Raw genomic sequence first — 14,853 nt, 5'->3', positions numbered from 1 at the left:
CACCTTTCAGCGAAAGTTGGGATCACGCTTCTGCAAGAAGGCCTGCAGGCCTTCCAGCGCGTCCGGGCTGGTTTGCGTAAGCGCGGCGCAAAGGCTCTCGGTGAAGAGCCCGTCGGCTTTCGACATGTCTTCGACCCGGGCGATGGCCTGGATCATGATGTAGTTGGAAAGCGGCGCGTTGGCGGCGATCTTGCGGGCAAGATCCTCGGCCATGGCCAGCGCCTCGCCCTCGCCCACGGTGTAATGCGCGAGCCCCAGCGCGCGCCCCTCGGCGGCGTCGTATTTCCGGCCCGTGAGCATCATCTCGATCATCCGGTCGGCGCCGAGGATGCGCCCCACCCGCACGCTTGCGCCGCCACCGACGAAGATGCCGCGCCGGCCTTCGGGAAGCTGGAAGATCGTCGAGGGTTCGGCGATGCGCACATGGGTAGCGGTGGCCAGTTCCAGCCCGCCGCCGATCACCGCGCCGAACATCGCCGATACCACCGGCAACCCGCCGAACTGGATCCGATCCATGATCGCGTGCCAGCCGCGCGAATGGCGCATCGTGCCCTCGGCGTCGCGCGAAACATGCTCCGACAGGTCGAGCCCCGAACAATAGTGGCCCGCCGTGCCGGTGAGCACGACCGCCTTCACACCCTTGGGCGGGGCGACGAAGAACCGGTCGAGCGCGGCCAGCAACTCGTCGGACATGGCATTGCGCTTGTCGGGGCGGTTCATCGTCAGCGTGGCGATGCCGTCATCGGAAAGCGCGACCTTGAGAATCTCGTCTGTCATGGCAGGCCCGTCCTCCGGCTCTTCAGATCATTTTTACTAACAATAATTATATCTCATATCTATTTGACACGCCAGCGCCGATCCGGCCGCCTCCCGCCCGGTCAGGGCAGGAGGAACAGGGTGATCGCGGGAAACAGGATCAGCAGGGCGACACGCACGATGTCGGAGGTGATGAAATAGAGCACCCCCTTGTAGGTTTCGATGATCGGGGTCGAACGGTCCATCGCGTTGATGATGAACAGGATCATGCCCACCGGCGGCGTGATCAGGCCGACCTCGACCACGATCAGCACGAGGATGCCGAACCACAGCGCGGTATACTCCGCGCCGATCGCGTTGGCGCGCGCTTCGGTGATCCGAACGCCGAGCTCGGACGCGAGCTGGCGAGGCACCTCGACTCCCGCGGCCAGGAGCGCCTTTATCTCGGCAATGGTGTCCGGCGCGACGCCCGCCCCTGCCCCGGCCTTGATCGCTTCGCGGATCATGTCGTGCTGCATCGAGACGAAATCCACCATCCCGAAATCGAGCACCGAGATGATCGGGTAGAAGATCGGAATCGTGAGCAGGATCATCGACAGGCTGTCCATCAGGCAGCCGAGGAGGAGGTAGAACACGAGGATGATGATCAACACCGTCCAGGGGCTGAAGCCCTGTTCCACCACCCAGCCCGCCGCTGTCTGCGGCACCTGGGTGACGGCGAGGAAGCCGTTGTAGAAGCCCGCGCCCAGCACGATGAAGAAGATCATCGCGGTGGAGCGCGCGGTGGCGGTGAAGGAACCGAGCAGTTCCTTGAAGTTCAGCCCCTTGTTGGCGAAGGCGATCAGCCCGGTGCCGAGGGCCCCTACCGCCGCGCCTTCGGTCGGGGTGAAGAGCCCGCCGTAGATGCCGCCAACGACAAGCGCGAAAACGAGCAGCACCGGCCACACGTTGAGCAGCGCGACCATGCGCTCGCTGTAGGGCACCGGCGGCTTCACCCCCGCGCTCTCGGGGTTGAGGCGCACGTAGATCGAAATGGTGATGACGTAACCGAGCGCCGCGAGCAGGCCCGGGATGATCGCCACGAGGAAGAGCTTGGCGATGTTCTGCTCGGCGAGGATGGCATAGATCACCAGCACCACCGAAGGCGGAATGAGGATGCCCAGCGTCCCGCCGGCGGCGAGCGTGGCGGTGGAGAACCCGCCCGAGTAGCCGTATTTGCGCAGTTCCGGCAGCGCGGTGCGGCCCATGGTGGCCGCCGTCGCCAGCGAGGAGCCGCAGATCGCCCCGAAGCCCGCACAGGCGCCGATCGCGGCCATGGCAACGCCGCCCTTGCGGTGGCCAAGCCAGCCCTCGGCGGCGCGGAACAGCGCCTGGCTCATGCCGCCGATGGTGGCGAAGTGGCCCATCAGCAGGAAGAGCGGCACGATCGAAAGCGAGTATGAGGCGAAGGTGGTGTAGGTTTCGGTCTTCATCTTCGCGAGCGCGATGCTGAAGCCGTCGTTCACCACGCCAAGACCGAGGAAGCCCGCCAGGAACATCGCGAGCCCGATCGGAACCCGCAGAAAGATCGCGAGCATCAGGAGCGGAAAGGACCACAGACCGATTTCGATATTACTCAATGTTCCGCTCCCTCGCCGACGGGCGCGATGCGGCGCCCCAGCAGCAGTTCGGCAATGCGCGCGAGCGCGAGATAGATGGCGACCACGGCGGCCATGACAGCGCCGAGGAGACTGGCGGCGTAACCCCACCAGATCGGCACTTGCAGCAGGAAGGTGGTCTGGCCACGGTTGAACTTGTCCTGCGTGCCCTCCCACAGCTGCAGCGCGATGATCACGAGCACGATGGCGAAGACGATCTCGATCACGGTGGTCAGCACGCGGTCAGCGCGTTCGGGCAGCCACGACGTGAAGATGTCGACGGAGGCATGCGCCCCGGTGATCTGCGCCAGCGGCAGGAAAGAGAAGATGGAGAAGGCGATGCCGGCCTCGACCAGCTCGTAATCGCCGTTGAACGGCCCGAGCTTGATCGGCCCCCAGATGCCCGGCAACTGAATTCCGAGCGCCCAATCGGCGAAGCCTTTTGCGTGGTTCTGGAATAGGTCGTTGTGCAGGATCGCATTGAGCTCGCGCCCGAGGATCGAAAGCACAACGATGGCCACAAGCGCCGTGAGCACGAAGCCCCCGATAATGGCCATCAGCCTCGACAATCCGAGAAAGAAGCGATGCATGGTCTGCCCCCGGCGGTGAGTCCGCCACCCCTGACGAAAGCGAACGCGCGGCGAGGATGCCCCCGCCGCGCGCCTGGCGCTTACTTGGCGCCGTAAGTGTCGATGCTGGCCATGTCGGCAGCACATTCGTCCATGAGCGTGCGGGCCTGGTCGATCAGAGCCTGGCCATCCCGGCCCATGCCGTCCATCTCAGCAATCCACTCGGCGTAGATCGGCTCGACGATCGGATACCAGTCCGACTCGGCCTCTTCCTCGGAGATGGTGATGATGTTGTTACCGAGATTCACCGCGACCTCGCGTGCCGGTGCGTCTGCATCGGCCTGGGTGCCGCCGGCGAAGACCGAGAACTCGAGGCCGGCGTTGGCGTCGATCACGGCCTTGTTTTCATCCGAGAGGTTCTCGTAGGCGTCCTTGTTCATCGCCAGAACGAAGGTGAGGTTGTAGAGCGCGGGGCCTTCGAACTCGGTGTGGTTGGACACCAGTTCCGGCACCTTGAGCGACTCGGTCACTTCCCACGGAATGGTGGTGCCGTCGATCACGCCCTTCGACAGGCCTTCCGACACGGCCGGAACCGGCATGCCCACCGGGGTGGCGCCCACGCGCTCGAGCAGCTTGTTCACCAGCACAGAACCGCCGCGGATTTTCATCCCCTGGAGGTCATCGGGCTTCTCGACCGGCTCGTTGGTGTGGAAGATGCCGGGGCCGTGCACCCAGGTGCCGACGATGTGCACGTCGGAGAACTCGCCGTCCTTCATGTGCTCGTCGTACATCTTGTTGTAGGCGCAGGAGGCGGCGCGGGCATCGGCCACCATGAAGGGCAGCTCGAACACCTCGGTGGTGCGGAAGCGGCCGGGGGTGTAGCCCACCACGGTCCAGACCACGTCGGCGATCCCGTCGATCGCCTGGTCCATCAGTTCCGGCGGGGTGCCGCCCAGAGCCATCGCGGCGTAACGGTCGACCTTGATGCGGCCCTCGGAGTCCTTCTCGACGTTGTCGGCCCAGACATCGAGCACCAGCTTCGGCACGTTGGCCTGCGCGGGCAGGAACTGGTGCAACTTGAGCGTCACCTCCTGCGCCATGGCGGAACCCGCGGTCAGCGCCGAAAGGGCCACGCCCGAGGCAAGCCCGAGAATCGTTTTGCGTTTGGTCATTGATTTTCCTCCCTGATAACCAAGCGAATTGGCATTATAGTGCGCCTCTTGCCATATATTGCCGCTTTCTTCCACTGGAATCTCCCATTTCCAGCAAAAAACTGCGTTCGACCAAAGGAAGCGCCTGGCTGGTATCGTTATTCGGTATAATTGTTTTTTGCAATACCTGATGCCTACGGGAGACAGGCGCTTGAACCGGTTCATGGCGGTCGCCCGAGCATTTCGCCATGGATCGGCTCACCGATCAACCGTTTTTTCGACCCCGCGGTCGGTTTTGTGGAATCACCCACCGCCCGTCCTATCTGGCTGACGACAAAACGCGGCGCGATCCACCGGCCACAGGATGCGCCGGCCCGAGCGGGTCAGCCCGGATCGTCCGGCGGCAGACCATCGGTCATGACCTCGCTGATGCCGAGAGACTTGAGGGCGCGAAAATCCTGCGGATCGTTGATCGTGTGGGCCCAGCTCAGAACGCCGGTCTGCTCCAGCGCCCGAAGCGCGAGCCCGCGTCGCGCGTCCGGCTCGGGCAGCGAGAGCCCGTAAAGGTCCATGTGGCGCAGCCAGAGCAGAACATCGGCGTCGTCGCCACCGTAGCGGTAAAGCCCCCAGACCACGTCGTCGAAACCGAGCGCGCGGGCCAACGGGTAGTCTTCCGGCTGATAGATCTGCGCCACGAAGCGGTCGACAAGGTCGGGATACCGGGCCGCGATCACCTTCAGAGCCGTCGGCGCATCGCCCTTCACATCGGGAATGACCCGCTTGCCCGGCGTTCGCCTGAGCCAGTCGGCGAGGCTTTCGAGCGTGCAGTTTTGAAAGCGCGCGGTTTCGGTGGCGTAGGTCTCGAAGGCCTCCAGGCTCATCGGGCTGGCGAGTGTGCCGGTCTCGTCCCAGGAAACCGCCGCGCCAAGCCGCTCCCAATCCTGGAGGCAAACGAGCTGCCCGTCGGATGTCTCGATCAGGTCGACCTCGAACAGGTCATAATCGGCCTTGTTGATCTCCAGCGCGTCAAGCGAATTGGTGTAGGTTTCACCGTCGATGGCACCGCCGGCATGGGCAATGCGGGGCAAGGCCGCAAGGTGGCGCTGCGGCTGGGCGAAGCCGGAGCGCAGGATGCCTTGCGCCTCCACGGCGAGGGCCGTTTCCTCCGCGCCCAGATGCTCGATGACGCGCCCGTCGCCGGTGAGAATGCCGATATAAGGCGTGCGAAAGTCGATCCCCGGCCAGCGGCGCAGGGCGGTTCCGTCGAAATGCGCGCGCAGATCGGGCGGACCGCCGCAAACCGCGCTGTCATCGGCAACAACCGCAAGCGCACCGTAGAACGGGCGAAAAGCGTCGAGGGTTTCAGAAACGGTCCGGTGCAGGTTGTCTATGTCGCGCACCGCCCCTTCCCAGGCACAGGTATCGAAATGCGCCAGTTTCACCGGCCCCGCCTCACGCCCGAGACCCACCACGGTGAGCCCGCGCACCAGGTCGATGCCGGCGCCGGTCTCAAGGTCGGTCACACGCGAGACGCCATTGCCGAAACTCGCCGAGCGCAGGAGGTAGTGGCCACCGAGCCCTTCCGGCGCGGCCAGAACTACCTCCTGATCCGCCGCGATACGCGCGCGCTGCGCGGCAGTTTGACCATTGAGGATCGCGCCAAGCCCGTCTCGAAGTTCATCGGCGGAAACGTGGTCTCCGTCGGAAAGCCGCCTGGTCACGATGCCGGACGCGCCGGGAAGGCCATAGGCGATGCAGGTCTCGCCGGCCTGCGGGGCCTCGACGCGGGCAACCGCCGCGGTGCGGGTGCAGTCATCGAGCCAGATGAAAGGCAGATCCTCGTTCAGCGTCTCGACCATCCCCGGCAGCGGCGCCTCGGCGTCTTCGAAGAGGATTTCCGCAACCGAGAGATCGGTGCCGATGACAAGAAGTGCCGGCAAGCCGACCGCCTTGCCTTCGAGCATCGCCGTGCCTCTTTCGAGGTCCAGCACGATCCCGTGGTCGATGTCGGGAAAGGCCCACAGGGAGGTGAGAAAGCGGTGCTGGGCGGCGAGGAACTCGTCGAGCGGCGCGTGGGTTTCAGCCAGCGTGGGCGCGCTGCCGACAAGGGACCGCCCAAAGCCGAGCGCCTCCGTGTCTGCACCGATCAGGGTCGCGATCGTCGCCCCGAAATCGAGCGACGAGCCGGGCCTGTCGATCCGTTCGGCCGCGACCCCGTCGCCGAGGACCATGAACAGGTTGCGGCGGCGGCCCTCTTCCAGCTTGTTCCAGGCCGTGTTGCGCATCGCCAGGTGATCCGACGCGATGACGACGAGGGTATCCTCGTAGGCATCACTGCCGCGCAGATGGTCGATGAAATCCCCGGCCAGAAAGTCGGCACAGTGAACGGCGTTCAGCATCGGATTGGTGCCGTCGCCATAGGTGACATCTGCGCAACTGGCGGAGGGGAACCCCTCGGGGTGGTGGGTGTCGAGCGTCAGCAGGAACAGGCCGAAGGGCGCATCCGCCGCCGCGATCTCGTCGAAGCGCCGCTTCGCGACCCGGTATAGCTGATCGTCGTAGATCCCCCAGCCGGACAGCGCCTCGCCCGGCCCAAGGGTTTCGGTCAGCGCCGCCCGGCCCTCGATCCGGTCGAAGCCGTGGCTCGCGAGAAAGCGCCCCTTGCCGGCGAAATTCAGATCGGCCCCGCCCAGGTAGTCGAGCCGATAGCCCGCCTTGTCGAGCAGATCGCCGAGGCAGGTCGCGCCCGGCATGAAATCGTCCAACTTGTTCATCGCGTTGCCCGCCGCGCCGAAAAGCGGCACGCCGCACTGGCTCGCCACCATGCCCGACACGGTCCAGGAGGCGAGCGCGACCTCCTCGATTTCTGTGAAGCTGAGCGCCTCGCCCTCGAGGCGAGCGAGGTTTGGTGTGAGGCCGGGGAAAAGCTCCTGGTCGAGATAGGTTCGCTCCAGCGATTCCAGGTAGAGCACCACGAGATTTTTTGGCGAGCTTTCGAAGGCCGGCCGGGCGGGCACGACGAACTCGGCCGGCGCGGGCGCTTGCGCCCCGCCCGGCGATTCCACAGCCGAGCGGAGAAGGTGTGCCACGTCCCACAGCGCCGGGCTGACGGCGAAAGACGCGAGCAGGGCCGCCAGGCCGAGGCCCCGACGCAGCGGGTGCCGCGCACCCGGGGCGCGGCTCAACCGCCAGGCGAGAACGCTCGCGACGAGTGCCCCGACAAGGAGCGCCGTGCCGAGGACAAACAGATGCCCGAAGCCCGAAACGGTCGCGCCCTCGAAGCCCGCCGCGAGGTGAAAGAGAACCGACTGGTCGATCCCGGCACCGGTGATCCGGTCGATGACCACGTATGTCCCGGCAAGCGCGAGCGACAGGAACACCAGCACCGAGACCAGCGCGGCAGCGCCGCGCCGCTCAACGGTTCCACGCAGCAACCCGATGGAAGCGAGCACGAGCAGGCAGGAGACGACCAGCGCAAGCCAGTTCACCGCAGCGCCCTCCCCGTCTGCACCGCGGGTGCCTCGCCCCACCCGCCTGCCGGTGAAACTCTCATGACCTTTTCCTCCGTCTGTCAAAGATGCGAACGGACACGGGCGCGCGCAATGCCCGATCGTCGCAGCACCGGTTTTTTCCATTGCTCCGCGCCTTGACAGGCGTAAGACTCATTCCAAGGTTCAGCCACCGAAGGAACGTCTGCGGATGAATGGCCTTGGAAGGTTTGTCGGCTCTCTTCTTCTCGCCGTCGCCCTGCCCTTGGCGGCGTGGGCGCAGGAAGGGCCGCGCGGGCTTCTGTCGATCACTTTCGACGACGGCAGCCGCTCGCAGTATATGCACGGGCTGCGGATCGCGAAGGATTACGGCATCGTCGGCACGCTGTTCCTGATCACCAGCGAGGCCAATGCAGCGCAGAACAGCCCGAAGCCCTGGGGCATGAACTGGAGCCAGGTCCGCGCCTTTCGCGATGCGGGCTGGGAGATCGGCTCGCACAGCCACACCCACCCCTACCTGACGCAATTGTCGACCGCCGATGTCATCCGCGAACTGGACATTTCCCGCGCGGCGATCGAGGCAGGCGTCGGCGTGCGGCCGGTTTCCTTCTCGTCGCCCTACGGCGACCACGACGCGAGAACGGTTGGGCTCGTCACCGAGCGTTTCAGCAATCACCTGCTTGCCTGGGGCGGCAGCCAGGGCCGCAACCGGCCCGAATCCACCGATCGGACGATGATCTCGCGCATGAACGTGGATTGGAACACGCCACCGGAAACCTACTGCACCGAAATACGCGCTGCCGCCGAGAACGGAACATGGCTGGTGCTCATGTTTCACGAGTTCGTTCACTCCGATCCCGAACCCTACAAGCTGGCCATCGCCGATTACAAAGCGGTCCTGGCCTGCGCCGCCGAGGCGCGCGATGCCGGCGCGATCAGGATCGCAACGGTGCGCGACGCCATGGCGCTGATCGCCCAGCGCTAGGCGGGCGCGTTCATCCCCGGTTGCGCAACTGGTAGGCGATGGCGCTCAGGATCACCCCGTTGGTGTTGATGTCGGTATAGCCCGGCACCGGTTCACCGCTTCCGGTGAAAACGCCCACCGAGAACCCCGAACCCTCGACACGGGCCTTCTCGCGGACGAGGCTCACCAGCCGCTGGCTGTAGGGATGCGGGTAATGCGCGGCCCAGAGATAGGCCGCCTTGGCGCTGATCGCCTCGACACTCGCGCGGAAGGCGTCGGTGGCATAGGCCGGGTCGGGGTTGGGCGCCTTGATCACCCAGCCCTGTTCGCCCGGCAGATCGACGCGCAGCCCCTGGTAGGTGAACCAGGGCGCCTCGTGCAGCGAGATCTCGGACACGCACTTGAGCCGGCCGGTTGTCTCGAACGAGGAGATCTGGGCATCGAACAGCACCTCGCCCAGGCAGCGCGAGGCGGCGGAATGCCCCAACTCGGTGGCTTCGAGCAGCAGCGGTTCGGTCGCGTAATGGCCGATGAACGCCACGCTGTGCAGGAGCCGCATGCAAAAATCCGCGTTGTCGCCCCCGTCGGGTTGCGGATAGGGCGAGGCGACCTCGATCCCCCAGCCGGCAAGGCCGCGGCGAACGTAGGGGGTGCAGTGGTTCTGAAAGGCTTCGACCCAGCCGCCGCCCTTGTGGTCGAACGGGCGGCCGTCGCGGAGCGTCGCGGCGATATCCCAACTCTCGAAGAACTCGCTGGCATAGGCCTCCGAAACAAGCCCCGCGTCACGGGCCGAGGCCAGCGCGATGAGCATCCGCGCGCTGTCGCAGAGATCGAAGCCTCGGCGCAACGCCACGCCGCTGTCGGTCGCGAGGAACAATGGCGGCAGACGCAACCCGTCGATTGTCTGCACCGGGACATGGTCGAAGATCGCGGTGATCCCCGCGCCGGCCTCCTCGGTGTCTATGAGACCGATCTCCCGGGCCGCGACGATGCCCTGCACCTGGCTGCCCAGGTCCCAAAGCGTTGCCTGCTGGAAGCTGATCAGGCTGGAACCGGATTTCTGGACCGTGCCCGCGCCCATGCCTGTCTTTTCGTTGGAGTGCCGCGCGAAAAAGCGCCAGGCCAGAGCGGCGTCGTCCCGCAGCCGGTCACGCTCCAGCGCCGCCAACCGCCCGGATTGCGGCGGATCGCTGTGCCTGCGCATACGCGCGGACTGGAAGCGCCCGAGGATCGGGGCTGGTGCGACGAGATTGTCGGCAAGATCGGCCACCGGGAAGAACTGCGCCGCCCCCCTGTCGCGCAGGCGCGCAAGCGAAAGCGCCAAGGCGGTGCGATCAAGTTCGGTGGGCACATCCCCGGCCGTCACCAGGATGGCGTGATCGGAGGCCGTGGCCAGCGCATCGGGGCTGAGGCGGGCAAGATCGCGTCCGCGCAGGAGCGGAATCCAGAGCCGGGCATCCTGCCCGAGATAAGGCCCCGTGGCGGCGCCCCCCTCGAACAGCACGACGTGGAACGGATCCGTTTCGGAGACCCCGGCCCCGGTCATGTCCAGGACACAAGGCGGGATGGCTTCGGTGGCCCCGAGCTGCGTGTCGGCGGCCACGCAATAGGCCGATGCCCCCGTGCCCTGCACCTCGTCGCGCACAAGCGTGTAGGGCAACCCGTTGCGATCGAGTTCGCCGATCAGGCCGGCGATCACCCCGCCGGGTTGCAGGGCATTCTCGCTCTCCGGCTTGAGCACGATCGCAAGGCCAGCCGGGGGCTGGGCGCTGAGTCTCAGCACCAGATCAATCGGCCGCGTGCAGCGCCTGGATCCGCGATCCATCGCTTCCCGCAACCGCGCGGCGACGCTTTCAAACCCCGCCAGAAGCGCGGCCTCCGGCGCTGCCCCGGATGGCACGCGCAAGGCAAGAAGCCCGTTCCCGGCGGCCTGCACCAGGGCTTCGGCACGGGCGATGGCCGCGTCGACACCCGTTTTCAGATCCAGTTCGACCCCGCCGGAATAGACGATCTGCTGCCGCCCGATGCTCGACAGCCGGGCGGCCCCGCCATCGCCCCCGAGCGCCAGCAGCGCATGGAAGCCGGCCGAGCGGAAGGCCGGGAAATCCACCCCGTCGCCTTTGCCACGGGTGAAGACGGAGCGCGCCACCAGGGGTTCACCCTCCGGCGCGCCGACCTCGGCCAGATCGCTGAGATGCCGGCGCAAGGCGCCCGCCGCCAGCATCTGAAAATAGCGCTCGCTCGCCTCGCCGGGCGCATATCCCGCCACGAGTTCGACGAGGCCCGGCTCGCGCCGTGCGAGATCGGCGGCGATCTCCATCGCGGGCGACAGCGGTGCGTCACCCTCCAGCACGAGGCACAACGGGATCGCGTTGGAAATGAAGACCTCGGCCACCGCTGCGAGGCTCTCCGGCGCGGTCTCCGGCCCGATGCCGGTCAGGCACAGAACGAGATTGTCGGGCGCGCCCTGGGCGAAGGCGAAGCGGAGATTCGCGGCCCCTAACGGCAAGGCAGCCAGACCGGATCGCAGAAGGCTTCGGCGTGTAGGCATGATGCGGCACGTCCTTGCTTTGCGGGAAAAGCCCCGCCCCTGTTTCAATGTCTAGCAACCCGGAATCAACCAACCAAGCGGCCTTATGCCGCCGGAACGTCCTTGATGGCGACCTTCACCCTCTCTTGATGCACGTGAACCGCGCCCGTCCGCCTCAGCTTGTTCCAGCCATAGAGCTTTCCGGTCACGGCGCGCGCCAGCGCCCGCAGCGCGGCGACCATCAACAGCTGGCGATAGCCGAGGCGGGTAAGCGGCACGAGGGCCACGAGGCGAAGATCTCGGCGGCGGTCGAGCAGGAACGCGGCGAGGGCGGTGATCACGTCGACCAGCACGAGACCAAGGACGCTCCCGAGCAGGACGAGCTGCATTGTGTCGATGCCGGAAAAGCCGTTGGTGACTAGGAAAAAGCCCGCACGCACCAGATACAGGGCGCCGAGCACGTAGACCAGCGGCGACAGCAGGAAGGTGATGAACCCCACCCAGATCGCGTCAACGATCGAGATCAGGCCGACGCTGCGCCCCTCCGCAAGCGCACCGCGGTGCTTCCATGAGGTTTGCAGCATGCCGAGCGACCAGCGGATTCTCTGCCGCATCAACGCGCCGACCCGTTCGGGCGCCTCGGTATAGGCGAGCGCCTTTTCCTCGAAACGCACGAGGTAGCCCGCCCGATGCACCGCGACGGTCAGATCGGCGTCTTCGGTGATCGTGCTCGGCGAGTAGAGGCCGGCCTTGCGCACCGCTTCGGTGCGCCAGGCCCCGATCGCGCCTGGAACGACCAGGATGCCGTTGAAAACCTCGAAGGCGCGGCGCGCGAGGCCCTGGCCGACGATGTATTCGAGCGCCTGGAACCGGGTCAGAAGGCTTGAAGGATTGCCCACCTCGACATATCCCGCCACCGCGCCGACCCGCGGATCCTTGAACTGCTGCACAAGCCACGAGATCGCATCGGGCGCAATCACCGTATCGGCGTCGACGCCAACGAAGATCGGCGTCTCGATCGTGTCGAGCGCGTAGTTCTCGGCGTGCCACTTGCCCTGGTTTTCCTCCGTCAGCAGCGTCACGCGCGGATCGCTGGCCCAGCGCCTCTGGACCGTCTCGACGGTGTGATCAGTCGAACCGTCGTCGATGATCACGATGCGCAGATCCGGATAATCGGCCTCGAGCAGGGACTCCACGCAGCGTTCGATCACGCTTTCCTCGTTGTAGGCCGGAACCAGAACACTGACAGGCGGGGTGAAACCGGCGTCGAAGGTCCCCTTGCGGCGGCGCAGGCAGGCCAGCGAGATATAGAACGTCGACCGGATCAGGTTGAACGCGAGCAGGACGATCAGCATCAGCGTGACCTTGCCCTGCAGCGACCCGATCACCGCGAAGGTGACGGTATCGCGCAGGGCCGCCTCATGCTCTGCCGGAAGGGCGTCGAGACGGGCATCGCCGCCGGCGAGCTCCGACAGACCGACGAAGCGGAAACCGTCTTCCTGCAGGGCGGCGAGCAGGGCCGACACCCAGAATCCGGCGCCGGCGTTATGGTCGCTGTCGAGGTTGATGCTCAGAAGGTTCATCCGGGTTTCAATGGCGACCCGGCGCACCGAGTCGGCCAGAGCGCCCGGATCGTCGTCGCGCGCGACGATCAGCCCGGCATCCACCGCCACGTAGCCCTCGGCGAGCACCTCCCGGAGCAGCGCGAGATCGCGCACGGTCGTCGGATCTGCGAGGCGGCCGGAACGCTCGCGGATGAAGGCGCTGCGCTGACCGGTTTCATGGGCGAGCTGTATCTGCATCTGGTTGAGCCCGAAACGCCGCAACCCGTCGACAAGCAGGTCGTAATCGAAAAGCGGCACGATCGTGGTGCCGAAGCCGTGCCCGTGCTCGGCAATTCGGCGCGCGGCGCCGGGCCGATCGAGCAACTGGCCCGTCGACACGAAGAAGGTCGCGGTGACGTTGTGCGCATCCAGCGCTTCCAGCAGCCAGGGCAGATCGTCTTCCGAAGGGAAGCCGTTGAACGTGACCGAGAGTTCACCGAGCGGGCCCGCGCTGGGGCGGTCGAGCCGCGCGGGCACCGGCACCCGGCTATAGACGACCTGCGTGATCCGGTCGCGGTTTTCGCTCAGGGTCAGTGCTCGGTGCCCCGCCCGCGCAGGTGCCGCGGCGGTGACGAAAGGGCCGTCACCCGACGGCGCGACCTGATCGGCGAGGCTGACAAGGCCGGCGAGCGGCGCAGGCCCCGCGGGCGCGCCCCGGCCCTGAGCGAGCAGCGCCCAGACCGCCGGGTCTTCATAGCCCAGCGGCCAGATCGCGAACCGGTTCTGACCGGGCAAGGCCCGCATCGCGTGATAGGTCGCGACCCCATCGGCAAGCCAGATCTGGTGATGGCGCCGCTCTGTATCGACGAAACTCACCTGCGTGTTTCCGACCGCTTCGGAAAACAGAACCGGAGCGCCATGGTCATCGGCGAGCAGCATGGTGTCGGCGTATGACACCATCGTCGGCGCGCGCACCCCGCTGCGCCACAGCAAGCCGAACGCCCCCGGCGCAAGGACCAGCTTCTCCCGAGGTATTGCCGCGAGCGCGGACCCCGGACCGGCATCGAGCCGGGCGAGCGGCGCAGGCGCGCTGGGCTGGCTGGCGACCTCGAAGGTTGGCACGACCGCGTGATTCAGCGCCGCGATCACGGCCCGGTCGCGCCAGAACCCCGCCTCCGGCCCGGCAATCAGGCAAACCTCCTGCCCCGGCAGCGCGGCCCGCGCAGACCACGCCGTGACCAATCGCCGAACGCTCGGATCGGCCAGGTCAGCATGGTCGGACAGATCGAGACAGGCGCCATTGGCGTCTATCCCGGCCGCGGCCTCGACGAGGCGCTCGGCCAGTGCATCTGCAATGGTCGCAACCGAGAGGCGAGCGCCCAGGACGGATGCCGTGTTCACCGGATCCGGGGTAACGACCACGAAGTTCGGCGGCAGGTGGTTCACCCGAAGCAGGTTTTCCAGCGTCCCGGCGGATTGCAGGCGGGGCAAAAGGTCGATCGAACCGTTCTCGCGCAGGGTCATCGCCTCGACCAGAAGCACGTCGATCTCGTTGCAGCGCGCCCGGAACGCGGCCCGGCCCTTGCGATCGTCCGCTTTCAGAAATGCGAATACCTCCGCTCCCGTGCTTTCATCGCGCGGCTTGCCGCAGCGGTCTTCGGCCAGGTGCAGGCTCTGCGCGACCCGTGGCGCATCATCCGGTGGCGCGGCGGCGTCATCCTGCGCCGCGGTGGCGCGCGCGCGGGTGAGTTCGGCCACGGGCTGGAGATGAACCACGCGCCAGAGGTAATCCAGCGCCAAGAACGCGAGAACCAGCGAAAGGAGGCTGGAGATCAAAATGACGAACAGCCGCCGATGGCCGGACGAATCCTCGAATACCTTGCCCTGCCGGTCAGGCAGCACCCGCGGCATCGGCAGCCGTTCCTGCTCCGGCTGGGTCATGGGCAAGACACGCTCGTCACCGCGAGGCCCGTCTGGTCGGTCGCAAAGGCCGACGGGCGGCGCGCGAAGGATGCCGTTTTTCGTGGCTCATGCGAAGCGCTCTGTCGGGTCGTTGACCAGCCGGTTTCATCAAAGATGTCTTTCAATTCCTGAATTTAGGCCACCTCTAACAATGGCTATGAATTGAATACGATCAAGCCTGTCAATCCGATGGAATCCCACGGCTTCCCTGTCGTCTTGTCGCGGTATCCGACCCTCTGCCGCCGCGCACCC

At 66.2% G+C, this 14,853-nt stretch carries 8 protein-coding genes; 1 reads left to right on the top strand and 7 read right to left on the bottom strand.

Going from position 1 to position 14,853, the window contains the following annotated elements:
• Window positions 1–6: 6 nt before the first annotated feature.
• From IEW01_RS04710 to IEW01_RS04690, 5 genes are all read right to left on the bottom strand, one after another.
• Window positions 7–777, bottom strand: coding sequence for a crotonase/enoyl-CoA hydratase family protein (locus IEW01_RS04710; protein WP_188526422.1), 771 nt, complete (start codon window positions 775–777; stop codon window positions 7–9).
• Window positions 778–878: 101 nt separating this feature from the next.
• Complete coding sequence (locus IEW01_RS04705; RefSeq protein WP_188526421.1) at window positions 879–2,375, bottom strand: TRAP transporter large permease; 1,497 nt, start codon at window positions 2,373–2,375, stop codon at window positions 879–881.
• Window positions 2,372–2,950, bottom strand: a complete 579-nt coding sequence (locus tag IEW01_RS04700) for a TRAP transporter small permease (RefSeq protein WP_229738065.1) — start codon at window positions 2,948–2,950, stop codon at window positions 2,372–2,374. The genes IEW01_RS04705 and IEW01_RS04700 overlap by 4 nt, the downstream gene beginning before the upstream one ends.
• A gap of 113 nt (window positions 2,951–3,063) precedes the next feature.
• Window positions 3,064–4,134, bottom strand: coding sequence for a TRAP transporter substrate-binding protein (locus IEW01_RS04695; protein ID WP_188526419.1), 1,071 nt, complete (start codon window positions 4,132–4,134; stop codon window positions 3,064–3,066).
• A gap of 362 nt (window positions 4,135–4,496) precedes the next feature.
• The gene (locus tag IEW01_RS04690; protein WP_188526418.1) at window positions 4,497–7,601 is read right to left on the bottom strand and encodes a sulfatase-like hydrolase/transferase; all 3,105 of its coding nucleotides are present in this window, start codon (window positions 7,599–7,601) and stop codon (window positions 4,497–4,499) included.
• A gap of 211 nt (window positions 7,602–7,812) precedes the next feature.
• Here IEW01_RS04690 and IEW01_RS04685 point away from each other — a divergent pair, with 211 nt between their 5' ends.
• Window positions 7,813–8,586 (top strand): polysaccharide deacetylase family protein, encoded by a 774-nt coding sequence (locus IEW01_RS04685; protein WP_188526417.1) that lies wholly within the window; start codon window positions 7,813–7,815, stop codon window positions 8,584–8,586.
• 10 nt (window positions 8,587–8,596) lie between these two features.
• On the opposite strand, the gene IEW01_RS04680 is transcribed toward IEW01_RS04685, so the two are convergent.
• Both IEW01_RS04680 and IEW01_RS04675 read right to left on the bottom strand, forming a co-directional pair.
• The gene (locus IEW01_RS04680) at window positions 8,597–11,116 is read right to left on the bottom strand and encodes a DUF3131 domain-containing protein (RefSeq protein ID WP_188526416.1); all 2,520 of its coding nucleotides are present in this window, start codon (window positions 11,114–11,116) and stop codon (window positions 8,597–8,599) included.
• Between the two features lie 83 nt (window positions 11,117–11,199).
• Window positions 11,200–14,580, bottom strand: a complete 3,381-nt coding sequence (locus tag IEW01_RS04675; protein WP_188526415.1) for a glycosyltransferase — start codon at window positions 14,578–14,580, stop codon at window positions 11,200–11,202.
• Window positions 14,581–14,853 lie beyond the last annotated feature (273 nt).

Source organism: Sinisalibacter lacisalsi (assembly GCF_014640115.1).
GTDB lineage: Bacteria > Pseudomonadota > Alphaproteobacteria > Rhodobacterales > Rhodobacteraceae > Sinisalibacter > Sinisalibacter lacisalsi.
The sequence above is the reverse complement of the archived record's forward strand: the minus strand, read 5'-3'. Positions and strand labels throughout refer to the sequence as shown.

Bases quoted from the DNA above. Each gene is read 5' to 3' on its own strand.
- IEW01_RS04710 (WP_188526422.1), bottom strand. From the start codon at position 777: ATGACAGACGAGATTCTCAAGGTCGCGCTTTCCGATGACGGCATCGCC.
- IEW01_RS04700 (WP_229738065.1), bottom strand. From the start codon at position 2,950: ATGGCCATTATCGGGGGCTTCGTGCTCACGGCGCTTGTGGCCATCGTT.
- IEW01_RS04695 (WP_188526419.1), bottom strand. From the start codon at position 4,134: ATGACCAAACGCAAAACGATTCTCGGGCTTGCCTCGGGCGTGGCCCTT.
- IEW01_RS04685 (WP_188526417.1), top strand. From the start codon at position 7,813: ATGAATGGCCTTGGAAGGTTTGTCGGCTCTCTTCTTCTCGCCGTCGCC.
- IEW01_RS04680 (WP_188526416.1), bottom strand. From the start codon at position 11,116: ATGCCTACACGCCGAAGCCTTCTGCGATCCGGTCTGGCTGCCTTGCCG.
- IEW01_RS04675 (WP_188526415.1), bottom strand. From the start codon at position 14,580: ATGACCCAGCCGGAGCAGGAACGGCTGCCGATGCCGCGGGTGCTGCCT.